This window comes from Burkholderia sp. AU45251 (assembly GCF_030482905.1).
Classification (GTDB): Bacteria; Pseudomonadota; Gammaproteobacteria; order Burkholderiales; family Burkholderiaceae; genus Burkholderia; species Burkholderia aenigmatica.
The window spans coordinates 139799-152446 of the sequence record NZ_JAUJQH010000003.1; the positions used below are offsets into that span (position 1 = coordinate 139799).

A 12648-nucleotide genomic window follows, 5' to 3' on the forward strand; every position below is an offset into this window, starting at 1 on the left:
TGACGCATCGACGTCACGCGTGTGTGGCACCTTCGCCGCACGCCATCTAAAACCACATTGGAGACCAGGAGACGCCATGAATCGGGCTTCCAGTACCCTGCTCTGGATTGCGGTCGCGCTGCTCGGCGCGTTCGCGTTCGGCACGATTGCACTCGCACACGGCGAGCGCGTCAGTGCCCTCTGGATCGTGATCGCCGCAGTCTGCGTGTATCTGATCGCGTATCGCTTCTACAGCCGTTTCATCGCCAGCAAGGTGATGCAGCTCGACGGGCTGCGCATGACGCCGGCCGTCAAGTACAACGACGGCCTCGACTACGTGCCGACCAACAAGTACGTGCTGTTCGGCCATCACTTTGCCGCGATCGCCGGCGCCGGCCCGCTCGTCGGGCCCGTGCTCGCCGCGCAGATGGGCTACATGCCCGGCATGCTGTGGATCCTGGCCGGCGTCGTGTTCGCCGGCGCGGTGCAGGACTTCATCGTGCTGTTCATCTCGACGCGCCGCGACGGCCGCTCGCTCGGCGATCTCGTCAAGATGGAGCTCGGCACGGTACCCGGCGTGATCGCGCTGTTCGGCGCGTTCCTGATCATGGTGATCATCCTCGCGGTGCTCGCGCTGATCGTCGTGAAGGCGCTGACCAATTCGCCGTGGGGCACGTTCACCGTCGCCGCGACGATTCCGATCGCGCTGTTCATGGGCGTCTATACGCGCTACATCCGTCCGGGCCGCATCGGCGAAGTGTCGATCATCGGTTTCGTGCTGCTGATGGCGTCGATCGCGTTCGGCCAGCACGTGCACGATTCGCCGACGCTCGCCGCATGGTTCACGTTCACGGGCACGCAGCTCACGTGGATCCTGATCGGCTACGGCTTCGTCGCATCGGTGCTGCCGGTGTGGCTGCTGCTCGCGCCGCGCGACTACCTGTCGACCTTCCTGAAGATCGGCACGATCCTCGGCCTCGCGATCGGCATCCTGGTCGTCGCACCGGAACTGAAGATGCCCGCGCTGACGAAGTTCGTCGACGGCACGGGCCCGGTGTGGTCGGGCGGCCTGTTCCCGTTCCTGTTCATCACGATCGCGTGCGGCGCGGTGTCGGGTTTCCACGCGCTGATCTCGTCGGGCACGACGCCGAAGCTGATCGACAACGAAACCAACGCGCGCTTCATCGGTTACGGCGCGATGCTGATGGAATCGTTCGTTGCGATCATGGCGCTGGTCGCCGCGAGCGTGATCGAACCGGGCATCTACTTCGCGATGAACGCGCCGGCCGCCGTGCTCGGCTCGACGCCGGAAGCGGTGGTGAACACGGTCACGCAATGGGGCTTCGTGCTGACGCCCGACATGCTGACGCAGACCGCGAAGGCCGTCGGCGAAACGACGATCATCGCGCGCGCGGGCGGCGCACCGACGCTGGCTGTCGGCATGGCGCACATCCTGCACCAGGTGATCGGCGGCGAAGCGATGATGGCGTTCTGGTATCACTTCGCGATCCTGTTCGAGGCGCTGTTCATCCTGACGGCCGTCGACGCCGGCACGCGCGCGGGCCGCTTCATGCTGCAGGACCTGCTCGGCACGTTCCACCCGGCGCTCAAGCGTACCGAGTCGCTGCCCGCGAACCTGGTCGCCACCGCGCTGTGCGTGGCCGCGTGGGGCTACTTCCTGTATCAGGGCGTGGTCGATCCGCTCGGCGGCATCAACACGCTGTGGCCGCTGTTCGGCATCTCGAACCAGATGCTCGCCGCGATCGCGCTGGTGCTCGGCACCGTCGTGCTGTTCAAGATGAAGCGCGAGCGCTATGCGTGGGTGACGATCGTGCCGACCGTATGGCTGCTGATCTGCACGCTGACCGCCGGCTGGCAGAAGATTTTCGACGCGAACCCGAAGGTCAGCTTCCTCGCGCACGCCGCGAAGCTGCAGGCCGCGGTGGACGAAGGCAAGGTGCTCGCGCCGGCGAAGTCGATCGCGCAGATGCAGCGGATCATCTTCAACGACTACATCGATGCGGCGCTGGCCGGGCTGTTCATCTTCGTCGTCGTGGCGATCGCGGTGTACGGCGTGATCGCCGTGCTGCGCGCGCGCCGCGAGTCGAAGCCGACCGTGCGCGAGACGCCGTACGAAGCGATGCCGGCCGCGCAGGCGCTCGGCAGCGGACGTTAAGGAGAGGCCGCGATGTTCAGCGATCTGGGCAGCGACCTGCGCAGCGCGGGGCGTTACCTCGGGCAGGCGTTGCGGCTGATGGTCGGCCTGCCCGACTACGACACCTACGTCGCGCACATGCGCGCGACCCATCCGGACCGCGAGCCGATGACGTACGAGGAATTCTTCCGCGAGCGTCAGAATGCGCGGTACGGGTCGGGGGCAGGGAAGTGCTGTTGAACCGCACCGCCGCAGCGGTTCGGTGATCGACAGGGAAGCGCCGCGAGGGATTTCGCGGCGCTTTTTCTTTGGCGGGCCGGCGGCGCGCATGCAGCGGGATTCGCCGCACCGTTTGCCGGCGCGCAGCACGGCACGGACCGGCGGCCGGTATCATAGGGTGTATCTTTCCCGATGGACCCGCAGGAGAACACGTCGTGCATGTCGGTGAGCGTTTCAACAGCATTTCCCATCTCGTCGGCGCGGTGCTGTCGGTGGCTGGCCTTGTGGCGCTCGTGACGATGGGCGCGCTCGAAGGCGATCCGTACAAGGTCGTGAGCTTCAGCGTGTACGGCGCGATGCTGATCCTGCTCTATGCGATCTCGACGCTGTACCACAGCGTGCGCAATCCGCGCCTGAAAGCCATTCTGCAGAAGTGCGACCACTCGGCGATCTACCTGCTGATCGCCGGCAGCTATACGCCGTTCACGCTGGTGACGTTGCGCGGCCCGTGGGGCTGGTCGCTGTTCGGCGTGAGCTGGGGGCTGGCCGTGTTCGGGATCGTGCAGGAACTGACGCTCGGCCGGCGCACGCGCATGTTGTCGATGATCCTGTACGTGGCGATGGGCTGGCTCGCGCTTGTCGCGGTGCGTCCGCTGATCCATGCGCTGCCGCCAGTCGGTACCGCGTGGCTCGTGGCGGGCGGCTTGATCTACAGCGCGGGGATCTACTTCTTCATCAACGACGAACGCATCCGCCACGGGCACGGTATCTGGCATCTGTTCGTGCTGGCAGGGAGCCTGTGCCAGTTCGTCAGTGTCGCGATGTATGTCGCGTGAGCGGAAGGCGGCGTTGAGCCGATGACGGCGCGCTGTATCGCGGGAGCGCCTGCCGGAGCATGCGTTACCGGCGCGTCGCGGTTCGCAGCTGCGCGGCCGGTTCGCCGGGTGCCGGTGTCGGCCGCGCCGTGATCCACCATGTCGCGGCGGCGAGTGCCGACAATCCGGTCGCGATGCCGAGCGCTACCCGCATCGCCGCCGGAAACGGCTGCAGTGTCGCGATGCACGCACCGAAAATTGCCACACCAAGCGCCGATCCACTCTGCCGCGCCGCGTTCAGCGCGGCCGCCGCCACGCCGGCGCGGCGCCGGTCGACCGTCCCGAGCGCAGGCGATGTCGCAGCCGGCGAGATGAATCCCGATGCGAAGCCGATCGCGAGCATCGGCGCGATAGCGAGCCACGCGGGTGTCGTTGCACCGATGCCCGTCATGCCGAGCGCGCCGGCCGCATAGAGCCCAAACGCCGCGCACATCGCGCCACGCGAGCCGAAGCGCGCAACGAGCCAGCCCGAGCACAGCCCGCCGAGCGCGACCATCGCGGTCATCGGCAGAAACGCGAGCCCCGTATCGAGCGGGCTCGCGCCGCGGATCTGCCGATAGAACAGGCTGAGCACGAACAGCAGGCCGTAGAACACGAACGCCGACGCCATCGACACGAACGTCGAGCCGGCGAACAGCCGGTTGCGGAAGAACGCGAGCGGCAGCATCGGCTCGCGGCGGCGCGCTTCGATCGCGACGAACGCGATCCACGCGACGACGCTCGTCACCGCGCCGCCGACGATCGGCGCCGAGCGCCAGCCGAGCGACGGGCCTTCGATCAGCGTGCCGATCAGCGCCGCGATCGCGATGATGGCCGCGGCCTGGCCGCCCCAGTCGAAATGCCGCGAGGCGTCGACGACGGCGGCGCGCGTGACCGTGCGGCCGAGCCAGATGCCGGCAAGCCCGAGCGGCAGGTTCACGAAGAAGAGGCTGCGCCACCCGAACAGATGGATCAGCAGGCCGCCGATCAACGGGCCCGACGCCATCGCGATGCCGCCGCAGCCCATCCACAGGCTGATCGCCGATGCGCGCGCGGCCGGTTCGGGGAATGCGCGATTGAGCAGCGCGAGCGAGCAGGGCACCAGCATCGCGCTGCCGATACCTTGCAACGCGCGGGCGATCGCGAGCGCCGGAAGGTTCGGCGCGACGCCGCACAGTGCTGACGCGGCAACGAATACCGCGAGCCCCGCGATATAGACGGTGCGATCGCCGAGCCGGTCGCCGAGCGTGCCGCCCGTCATCAGCAGGCTCGCGAACGCGAGCGTGTACGCGTTCACGATCCACTGCAGGCCGGCCACGTGGCTGCCGAACGTATCGGCGATGTCGATGAGCGCGACGTTGACGATGGACGCGTCGAGCAGCACGAGCGTGTAGCTGACGCAGGTTGCGGCGAGCACACGGCGGGCGGCGGCCGTGGTCGGTGCGGCGGTGGCCGTCATGCGCGGTCCGCAGCAGCCGAAGCGGCTTGCAGTGCGAGAAAGCCGATCCACCCCCAATAGACGCGATGATGCGCGATCAGCCCGTCGCGCAGATCCATCACCTCGACAAGATCGACCTGGTCGCCGTTCGGCGTAGCGCGCGGATATTCCCACGTGAGCTGGCGGCCGTTCGAGAAGAACAGCCCGGTGCGGTACCAGCGCCCTAACTTGTTGCCCGGATTGCGCAGGCCCGCCGCGAAGAATGCACCGATCGCCGCCTTGCCGTGCAGCACGCCGGAGCCGTGGTCGGGCAGCGTGACGACGATCAGCGGCGTCTCGAGCACCGCGTCGTCCGCGTACAGCGACATCAGCGCATCGACGTCGCGCGCAACGACGGCTGCATGCCAGCCTTCATAAATGTGCCGGGCGTCGGTGTCGGCGTGTGACATGGCGGGTTCCTGGAAGCATCGATAACGGAACCCACTGTAGGGGCGCGTCGCCGCGGGACGTTTCACGTCAACCCGAAACGTGGATGTCACCGTGGCGCACGCGGTCGCGTGCCGGCTGTTATCCCGCCAGCGCGTCGAGATTCAGCACATACGATTTCCCGATCCACACCGCGCAATCGCGATGGTCGCGCAGTTCGTCGTTCGTATTCGGATGCAGGAAGATATCGAGCGCGCCGTGGTTCAGCACGAGCCACGGCACGATGTCGTCGAAGCGCGTGGCGTCGAATGCGATCTGGTACGACCAGGCCGGGTGCGGGCCAACGAGGCGCTCGTGAAAGCGGCCGAGTTCGATGACCGCGCCGAACCGTTCGTCGACGACCTGGCGAAACGCCCAGGCCGCGTCGCGGCTGGCGGCATCGAAATAGACGTGCGCGTGCCAACTGTCGATGGCGGTGGTGTCGAGGGCAGCCATGAAAGGACTCGATAAAAATGGGAATGCATGAGGTGCCGTGCGAAACGGCCGATGCGTGATTATCGCGCGTCCTTGCCGGGCGCGTCGTGTCGCTATCCGGTCGTTCGGGCGCGATGATTTGTCCTGAATCACAAAAACGGTTCGATTCGAAAAAGCCCGAGATCGAGGTATCCGCACGCGCGATATCACGCCGGAAGCCTTGTCGCAGGTACGCCGGCCACGATCGCACCGGCAACACGTCATTTCAGAAATTGAAAAAGCGCGGTGTGCGCCGCTTCGGATCGTCTGAACAATGGCGATCAGGGCGTTGAATGAATTAAAGAAATTCCGATTTGGCGGGATTCGCGCATGACGCGGTTTGCGCACCGAATTCCGAAGCCGAAAATATCAATTGCAGATTCGGCTATTCAAGTGGAATGCAGCGCGACATACGATGGTTTCAACGCATCGTCGAACACGATCGATGCGGGGACAACCAACTGGAGGCCACTATGCGATCCCTCGTTCCCGTTGCGGTACTTTCCTGCGCACTCGTTGCGCTGCCCGCCGTCAGTTTTGCCCAGAGTGCCGTCACCGATGGCGCACCGAATGCCTCACTGTCGAGCTGGTGGGCGGCGCGTGCCGAGACCGACGCACAACTGATGCAGATGACGCGCACCGGCTATCGCGCGACGTCGGCCGGTAACCAGAACTATCCGCTTGCGATGCAGCGTGCGCTCGAACGTGTCCGCAATCCGGTGCCGGACCGGTCGCGCGAAGAGCGGGCCGAGATGGAAGCACGCGCCGCGCGCGACGTGCAGGGCGGCCATCCGGTCAAGGCGTTCTTCGTGAAGACCGCGTACTACCTGAAGGGCGAGAACACGTTCTGATGCAGGAGACGAGCATGGCTTGCACGATCCGATTTGCCGGCGTCGTGCGCGCGTCGGCGCCGCGCCGGCTGCCGGACGCGCGAGCGACGCAGCGGCGCAACGATGGGCACGGCGCGCAGCGTCGCGTGAAGCACCCGCGCGATGCGCGCCGTGACGCCGTTGCGTGCCGCAGCGCATGGCCGGCCGTCGCGGCGGGCGACGCGCTCGCAAGCGGGGGCCAATCATGAAGAGCTCCCGGAAGCACCGTCGCCACGTGCCGCTGACCCGCGAGTGGCTGCTGCCGCTGCCGCCCGTGCATGCGCGCGACATCTCGCTGAAATGCCACATGGCGCTCGTCGCGCTGCGTGGCGGGCATGGCAGCGAGGCGCTGCTGTTGCGCTTGCGCACGAGTGTCTACCTGGTGTTCCTGGCGCTCGACGACGCGGTGTGCGCTGACGCGGACATCGACCTGTGCGTCGATGCGGAGCGTGCGCTCGACGCAGGCGTGGCGCGCGCGGCGCAAAGCGGCACATGGACGTTGCGCGACGACGAATGCGCGGTGCTCGAGCATGTGCTCGCGGCGAACGACGCGTGCGTCACGACGCTCACGCGGCATCGGCTGGCCGAGCTGTGGGAGCACGTCTGCACCTTCGCGTCGAGCGGCCAGCCGGCGCTCGTCGCGAGCGCGGCGGAGAAGATGCGCATGCATGCGGCCGAATCGCTGGCCGCGTAGCGGCGTACCGGTTTCGCAGGGAGGGTGGAGGAGACAGGGCCAGCCGCACCGGCGTGGCCGCCGCAATTGCGCTACGTCGACGATTGCGCGGCTGCGGCACCGATACGATGACGGTGGAACGCGACCCAAAGCCGCGGCCCAAAACAAAAGCGCCACGGAGCGGACTCCGTGGCGCTTCTTTTTTCCCGCCGGCGCGGAGGCTCGGCCCCCGCGTGGCGAAACGCGCTTAGGCTGCTGCGGCCGGCTTCGCCTGCTTTTGCAGCTTGCCCTTGCCGGCGCGCTGGATTTCCTCGAGCTTGATCTCGACGTGACGCGAGAACACGTACTCGGCCGGGCGCTGCTTGTCGATCGGAATGTCCGGTGCGAACGGGCCGTCGGTCTTGATGCCCTTGCGGCTCACGGCGAACGCCTTCAGCGGATGCGCCATCGTGTCCATCACGGCGGTCGCTTCGAAGCCGCAGTGGACCATGCAGTCCGCGCACTTCTCGTAGTTGCCGACGCCGTAGTTGTCCCAGTTCGTGTCTTCCATCAGTTCCTTGAAGGTCTTCACGTAACCTTCGCCGACCAGATAGCACGGCTTTTGCCAGCCGAACACGGTACGCGCCGGGTTGCCCCACGGCGTGCACTTGTAGGTCTGGTTGCCGGCCAGGAAGTCGAGGAACAGCGACGACTGGCTGAACGACCAGCGCTTGCCGCCGTCGCCGCGCTTCAGGATCTCGCGGAACAGGTTCTTCGTCTTGTCGCGGTTCAGGAAGTGCTGCTGATCCGGTGCGCGCTCGTACGCGTAGCCCGGCGACACGGTGATGCCGTCGACGCCGATCGGGCCCAGCGTATCGAAGAACTTCGCGACGCGTTCCGGCACGGCATCGTTGAACAGCGTGCAGTTGATGTTCACGCGGAAGCCGCGGCGTTTCGCTTCCTTGATCGCCGCGACCGCCTTGTCGTACACGCCTTCCTGCGACACCGAGTGGTCGTGCGCCTGCTGGTCGCCGTCGAGGTGAACCGACCACACGAAGTACGGGCTCGGCTTGTAGTCGTCCATCTTCTTTTCCATCAGCAGCGCGTTCGTGCAGAGGTAGACGAACTTCTTGCGCTTCATGATGCCGCGGACGATTTCCGGCATTTCCTTGTGCAGCAGCGGCTCGCCGCCTGCGATCGACACGATCGGTGCGCCGCACTCGTCGACCGCTTCCAGGCATTCCTGGACGGACAGACGCTGGTTCAGGATGGGATCCGGGTAATCGATCTTGCCGCAGCCGTTGCACGCGAGGTTGCAGCGGAACAGCGGCTCGAGCATCAGCGCGAGCGGATAGCGTTTGTTGCCGGACAGGTGTTGGCGCGTGATGTACGCGCCGACGCGGACTTGCTGGAGCAGCGGAATAGACAAGAGATGTCCTCCTTAAACTTCGCGGGCGACAGCTTGCGTGAGCTTCGCCGGCAGCTTGAATTCGACTTTTTCCTCACGGCCCGCCATCGTCGTGACGTCGACGGGACCCAGCGCGCGCAACGCGCCAATTACATCTTCGACCATCTCCTCGGGCGCGGACGCCCCGGCGGTCAGCCCAACGGTCTTCGCATTCGCGAACCATTCGGCCTTGACTTCTGAACCGTCGGCGACGAGGTAGCTCGGCACACCACTTTCGGTGCCGATCTCGCGCAGGCGGTTCGAGTTCGAGCTGTTCGTCGCACCGACGACGAGCAGTACGTCAACCTGTTCGCTCAGCTCGCGCACGGCGGCCTGGCGATTTTGCGTCGCGTAGCAGATGTCGCGCGTGTCCGGGCCGACGAGGTCGGTGAACCGGCGCTGCAGCGCTTCGATGATGCCGCGCGTATCGTCGACCGACAGCGTGGTCTGCGTGATGTACGCGACCGGCGTGTCGACGGGCAGCGTCAGCGTATCGACTTCTGCTTCGCTCTGCACGAGGATCACCTCGGCCGGAATCTGGCCGATCGTACCCTCGACTTCCGGGTGGCCCGCATGGCCGATCAGGATCAGCCGGCGGCCCGCCGCGACATACTGGCGGCCCTGCACGTGCACTTTCGTGACGAGCGGGCAGGTGGCGTCGAGCACGTCGAGCCCGCGCGTTTCCGCGTCGCGCTCGACCGTCTGGGCGACACCGTGCGCGCTGAAGATCGCGACAGCACCGTGGGGCACCTCGTCGAGTTCCTCAACGAATCGCGCCCCTTTATTACGCAGGTTTTCGACGACATGCCGGTTATGCACGATCTCATGACGCACATAGACCGGCGCACCGTGCTGTTGCAGCGCGCGGTCGACGATCTCGATCGCACGGACAACCCCCGCACAAAAGCCGCGGGGCTGGGCAAGGATGACTCGCATAAGTGAGCGAACTCCGACGACAGACGCCGGGGTTCGAGGAGCTGGCACTCGCTCGCTCGCCCCGGCTTGATGTTATGAAGGCAGGAACGAACCGGCCGGCCAGGCCCCGGAACCCCGAATTAATCGCGCATTTTAACTCTATCGGGAAGTCCTTGCTTCGGTGCTGTGAATGGCGTGTTGCATTTGCGGGAGAGCCGCGTCGGCGCTGGCGCGCGCGGAACCCAGTAAACTATGCGGTTTCGCGGGCAGCCGCTCCGGCTGCCCGGCGTCGCGCTCATTTCAAGGCCATTCGATGACCGTCGATTCTTACGCGTTTTGCCCGGCCGCCCGTGCGGTTTCGGGCGTTTTGTTCCTGACCCCTATTGAATTTTCCCATGCCGGTGCCCGGCAGGAGGCGTGCCGATGATGCTGGTCCTCGCTTTCCTGGTGTCCGGCCTGTCGCTGATGATCTGGCTCGTGCTGCTCGTCGCGCGTGGCGGCTTCTGGCGCGCGGTGCCCGCGCGGCCGCTGCCGCCCGACGCGCGCGGCGCCGCGGCGGAGGCCGGCTGGCCGGCCGTCGTCGCGGTCGTGCCGGCGCGCAACGAGGCCGACGTGATCGCACGGGCGGCGACTTCGCTGCTCGAGCAGGATTACCCGGGCGATTTTCATCTGATCATTGTCGACGACCACAGCGACGACGGCACCGCCGACGCGGCCCGCGCTGCCGCGCTCGCGATCAACCGCGCCGACCGGCTGACGGTGTTGGCCGCCAAGCCGCTGCCGGCCGGCTGGTCGGGCAAGGTGTGGGCGCAGTCGCAGGGGATCGCCGCGGTGCAGACGCTCGGCCTGCCGGCCGACTACCTGCTGCTGACGGATGCCGACATCGGCCATCCGCCCGACGCCGTCGCGCAGCTCGTCACGCGTGCGCAGGCCGAGAACCGCGATCTCGTGTCGCTGATGGTGCGGCTGCGCTGCGATTCGTTCTGGGAAAAGGCGCTGATCCCGGCGTTCGTGTTCTTCTTCGCGAAGCTCTATCCGTTCTCGTGGATCAACAACCCGCGTAACCGGACGGCCGGCGCCGCGGGCGGCTGCATGCTCGTCAAGCGCACGGCGCTCGAGGAAGCGGGTGGCATCGAGTCGATCCGCGGCGCGCTGATCGACGACTGCAGCCTCGCCGCGCAGATCAAGCATCGCGGCGAAGGCCGCCATCCGATCCGGCTCGACCTGGCCGACCGCAGCGTGTCGTTGCGTCCGTACGACAGCTGGCGCGACATCTGGAACATGATCGCACGCACCGCGTTCACGCAGCTGCACTATTCGCCGCTGCTGCTGGCCGGCACGCTGCTCGGGATGACGATCATCTATCTCGTGCCGCCCGCCGCGGCGCTCGCGTACGGCGCGCGCGCATGGCCGGCGTGGCTCGCGTGGGCGTCGATGTGCGCCGCGTATGCGCCGATGCTGCGCTACTACCGGCGCTCGCCGCTGTGGGCGCCGGCGCTGCCGCTCGTCGCGCTGTTCTACGTCGGCGCGACGTTCGCGTCCGCGTGGCGCTACTGGCGCGGCAAGGGCGGCCAGTGGAAGGCGCGCGTGCAGGCGCCGGTGGATCGCTGAGCGTTTGCCGGGAGGCGCTCCTCCCGGTAGCCGGAAGAAAACAGACAGCCCGATCGGTGCGAACCGGTCGGGCTGTTTCGTTTTCGGCGGGGCGGCTTGCCGGTGCTTAGCGCTGGGTCAGCATCATGTACATCTGCACCACGACGTCTGGCGAGAACGTGAACGGCACCCAGCCGTAGCCCGTGTGGCGGGCCACCAGCAGGCGGTCGCCGTTCGTCTGCTTCTGCACGGCCATCATCGGGTTCTTCGTCGTCACGAAGCGCCAGCCGGCCGGGATGCCGGGCGGCGGCTCCGGCTGCATCGACGCGCGCGCATGCGCGAGTTCCTCGATCAGCTGGCTCAGTTGCTCCGGATGCAGCGTGATCGATTCGCCGTTGATGGTCAGCGTGAGTTCGTTCTGCGTCGGACGCGACACGTGCAGCGTCGATTTGTCGGCCGGGGCCGGGACCAGCGCGCCGGCGATGGCTTCGGCTTCGCCTTCAACCGGCGTTTCGGCTTGCGCCGTCGCGACGATGGCCGTTTCGGCGTCGGTCGCTGCTTCGACCGTTTCGGCGGCAGCCGGCGCGGGCGCGATCACGGCCGGCTCCGCCGCCGGCGTGCCGGCCGGCGCAGGTTCGACGACTTCCGCAGCAATGGCGGTGGCGGCAACGGCGTTCGTCGCGGCTTCCTTGACGACGGCCTCGACCAGCGCCTCGGCGTCGGCGATGGCCTTCGCGTGGTGCTGCGCAGCCGCTTCGGCTTGTGCGATCGCTTCGGTGTGGCGCTGCGTGAGCGCCTCGGCTTGCGCGGTGGCGTCGGCGTGGCGTTGTGCGGCGGCCTCGGCCTGCGCGATCGCTTCGGTATGGCGCTGCGTGACGGCTTCGGCCTCGGCGGTCGCGTCGGCATGACGCTGCGCGGCGGCCTGCGTTTCCGCGATCGCCTGCGTGTGCTGCTGCGCGAGCGCTTCGGCTTCGGCGATTGCAGCCGTGTGGCGCTGCGCGGCGGTTTCGGCTTCGGCGATCGCTTCCGCGTGACGCTGCGTGGCCGCTTCGGCTTCGGCGGTCGCTTCCGCGTGACGCTTCGCAGCGGCCTCGGCTTCGACGGTCGCGGTCGCATGGCGCTGCGCGGCCGCATCGGCGTCGGTTGCTGCCGCGTGATGACGCTGCGCGGCGGCCTCGGCTTCGGCGATCGCTGCCGCATGGCGCTGCGACGCGGCTTCGGCATCCGCGTGACGCTGTGCGAGCGCTTCGGTCAGCGCAGTGGCTTCCGCATGGCGTTGCGACGCGGCTTCGGCTTGCGCGGTGGCATCGGTATGGCGCTGGGCGGCGGCTTCGGCTTCGGCGGTCGCGCTGGCGTGGCGCTGCTGCGCGGCCTCGGCCTCGGCGGCGGCGGCCGTGTGGCGTTGCGCGGCGGCCTGCGCTTCGGTTTCCGCGGCGGCGTGACGTTCTGCGGCCGCCTGGGCTTCCGCTGCTGCGGCGCGCGCGAAGGCTTCCGCGCTGCGGGCCGCCTGCTGCGCGGCGTGGTGATCGTGGAGGAGCTGATCGACGCCCATGGTGAGCGAAGCGATCTGATCGTTCAGGTTCATGCGTGT

The 12648-nt window shown here is 67.3% G+C and carries 13 protein-coding genes; 7 read left to right on the plus strand and 6 right to left on the minus strand.

What is annotated here, in order from left to right:
• Positions 1-76: 76 nt before the first annotated feature.
• The 3 genes from QZM67_RS10315 (at position 77) to QZM67_RS10325 (ending at position 3189) form a co-directional block, all read left to right on the plus strand.
• Positions 77-2155, plus strand: a complete 2079-nt coding sequence (locus tag QZM67_RS10315) for a carbon starvation CstA family protein (protein ID WP_301802463.1) — start codon at positions 77-79, stop codon at positions 2153-2155.
• Between the two features lie 12 nt (positions 2156-2167).
• Entirely contained in the window at positions 2168-2374 is a 207-nt protein-coding gene (locus tag QZM67_RS10320) for a YbdD/YjiX family protein (RefSeq protein WP_011353713.1), read from the plus strand.
• 194 nt (positions 2375-2568) lie between these two features.
• Positions 2569-3189 carry a hemolysin III family protein gene (locus QZM67_RS10325; RefSeq protein ID WP_043181237.1) on the plus strand — a complete coding sequence of 207 codons (621 nt, stop codon included), beginning with the start codon at positions 2569-2571 and terminating at the stop codon, positions 3187-3189.
• A 64-nt stretch (positions 3190-3253) separates the two neighbouring features.
• Here QZM67_RS10325 and QZM67_RS10330 read toward each other — a convergent pair whose 3' ends face one another.
• From QZM67_RS10330 to QZM67_RS10340, 3 genes are all read right to left on the minus strand, one after another.
• The gene (locus QZM67_RS10330) at positions 3254-4666 is read right to left on the minus strand and encodes an MFS transporter (RefSeq protein ID WP_301802466.1); all 1413 of its coding nucleotides are present in this window, start codon (positions 4664-4666) and stop codon (positions 3254-3256) included.
• On the minus strand, positions 4663-5094 hold the full coding sequence (locus QZM67_RS10335; protein ID WP_301802467.1) for a nuclear transport factor 2 family protein: 432 nt from the start codon (positions 5092-5094) through the stop codon (positions 4663-4665). Before QZM67_RS10335 ends, QZM67_RS10330 begins: the two co-directional genes overlap by 4 nt.
• 118 nt (positions 5095-5212) lie before the next feature.
• The gene (locus QZM67_RS10340; RefSeq protein ID WP_043181234.1) at positions 5213-5566 is read right to left on the minus strand and encodes a DOPA 4,5-dioxygenase family protein; all 354 of its coding nucleotides are present in this window, start codon (positions 5564-5566) and stop codon (positions 5213-5215) included.
• A 491-nt stretch (positions 5567-6057) separates the two neighbouring features.
• Between QZM67_RS10340 and QZM67_RS10345 the strand changes: the two genes are divergently transcribed.
• Genes QZM67_RS10345 through QZM67_RS10355 form a run of 3 tightly spaced genes read left to right on the plus strand, consistent with a single transcriptional unit; the run spans position 6058 to position 7147 of the window.
• Positions 6058-6435, plus strand: coding sequence for a hypothetical protein (locus QZM67_RS10345; RefSeq protein WP_089451618.1), 378 nt, complete (start codon positions 6058-6060; stop codon positions 6433-6435).
• A gap of 14 nt (positions 6436-6449) precedes the next feature.
• Complete coding sequence (locus QZM67_RS10350; protein ID WP_301802471.1) at positions 6450-6662, plus strand: hypothetical protein; 213 nt, start codon at positions 6450-6452, stop codon at positions 6660-6662.
• Positions 6659-7147 (plus strand): hypothetical protein, encoded by a 489-nt coding sequence (locus tag QZM67_RS10355; RefSeq protein ID WP_175023789.1) that lies wholly within the window; start codon positions 6659-6661, stop codon positions 7145-7147. The genes QZM67_RS10350 and QZM67_RS10355 overlap by 4 nt, the downstream gene beginning before the upstream one ends.
• Before the next feature lie 226 nt (positions 7148-7373).
• Here the strand turns inward: QZM67_RS10355 and hpnH are convergent, their stop codons facing one another.
• On the minus strand, positions 7374-8534 hold the full coding sequence (gene hpnH, locus QZM67_RS10360) for an adenosyl-hopene transferase HpnH (RefSeq protein ID WP_175023790.1): 1161 nt from the start codon (positions 8532-8534) through the stop codon (positions 7374-7376).
• A gap of 12 nt (positions 8535-8546) precedes the next feature.
• Complete coding sequence (gene ispH / locus QZM67_RS10365) at positions 8547-9488, minus strand: 4-hydroxy-3-methylbut-2-enyl diphosphate reductase (protein WP_039349543.1); 942 nt, start codon at positions 9486-9488, stop codon at positions 8547-8549.
• A gap of 402 nt (positions 9489-9890) precedes the next feature.
• Between ispH and QZM67_RS10370 the strand changes: the two genes are divergently transcribed.
• Complete coding sequence (locus QZM67_RS10370) at positions 9891-11078, plus strand: glycosyltransferase (RefSeq protein WP_301802477.1); 1188 nt, start codon at positions 9891-9893, stop codon at positions 11076-11078.
• A gap of 106 nt (positions 11079-11184) precedes the next feature.
• Here QZM67_RS10370 and QZM67_RS10375 read toward each other — a convergent pair whose 3' ends face one another.
• Positions 11185-12642, minus strand: a complete 1458-nt coding sequence (locus QZM67_RS10375) for a phage tail protein (protein ID WP_301802480.1) — start codon at positions 12640-12642, stop codon at positions 11185-11187.
• Positions 12643-12648 lie beyond the last annotated feature (6 nt).

Bases quoted from the DNA above. Each gene is read 5' to 3' on its own strand.
- QZM67_RS10345 (WP_089451618.1), top strand. From the start codon at position 6,058: ATGCGATCCCTCGTTCCCGTTGCGGTACTTTCCTGCGCACTCGTTGCG.
- ispH (WP_039349543.1), bottom strand. From the start codon at position 9,488: ATGCGAGTCATCCTTGCCCAGCCCCGCGGCTTTTGTGCGGGGGTTGTC.
- QZM67_RS10370 (WP_301802477.1), top strand. From the start codon at position 9,891: ATGATGCTGGTCCTCGCTTTCCTGGTGTCCGGCCTGTCGCTGATGATC.
- QZM67_RS10315 (WP_301802463.1), top strand. From the start codon at position 77: ATGAATCGGGCTTCCAGTACCCTGCTCTGGATTGCGGTCGCGCTGCTC.
- QZM67_RS10340 (WP_043181234.1), bottom strand. From the start codon at position 5,566: ATGGCTGCCCTCGACACCACCGCCATCGACAGTTGGCACGCGCACGTC.
- QZM67_RS10350 (WP_301802471.1), top strand. From the start codon at position 6,450: ATGGCTTGCACGATCCGATTTGCCGGCGTCGTGCGCGCGTCGGCGCCG.
- QZM67_RS10330 (WP_301802466.1), bottom strand. From the start codon at position 4,666: ATGACGGCCACCGCCGCACCGACCACGGCCGCCGCCCGCCGTGTGCTC.
- QZM67_RS10320 (WP_011353713.1), top strand. From the start codon at position 2,168: ATGTTCAGCGATCTGGGCAGCGACCTGCGCAGCGCGGGGCGTTACCTC.
- QZM67_RS10375 (WP_301802480.1), bottom strand. From the start codon at position 12,642: ATGAACCTGAACGATCAGATCGCTTCGCTCACCATGGGCGTCGATCAG.
- QZM67_RS10355 (WP_175023789.1), top strand. From the start codon at position 6,659: ATGAAGAGCTCCCGGAAGCACCGTCGCCACGTGCCGCTGACCCGCGAG.
- QZM67_RS10335 (WP_301802467.1), bottom strand. From the start codon at position 5,094: ATGTCACACGCCGACACCGACGCCCGGCACATTTATGAAGGCTGGCAT.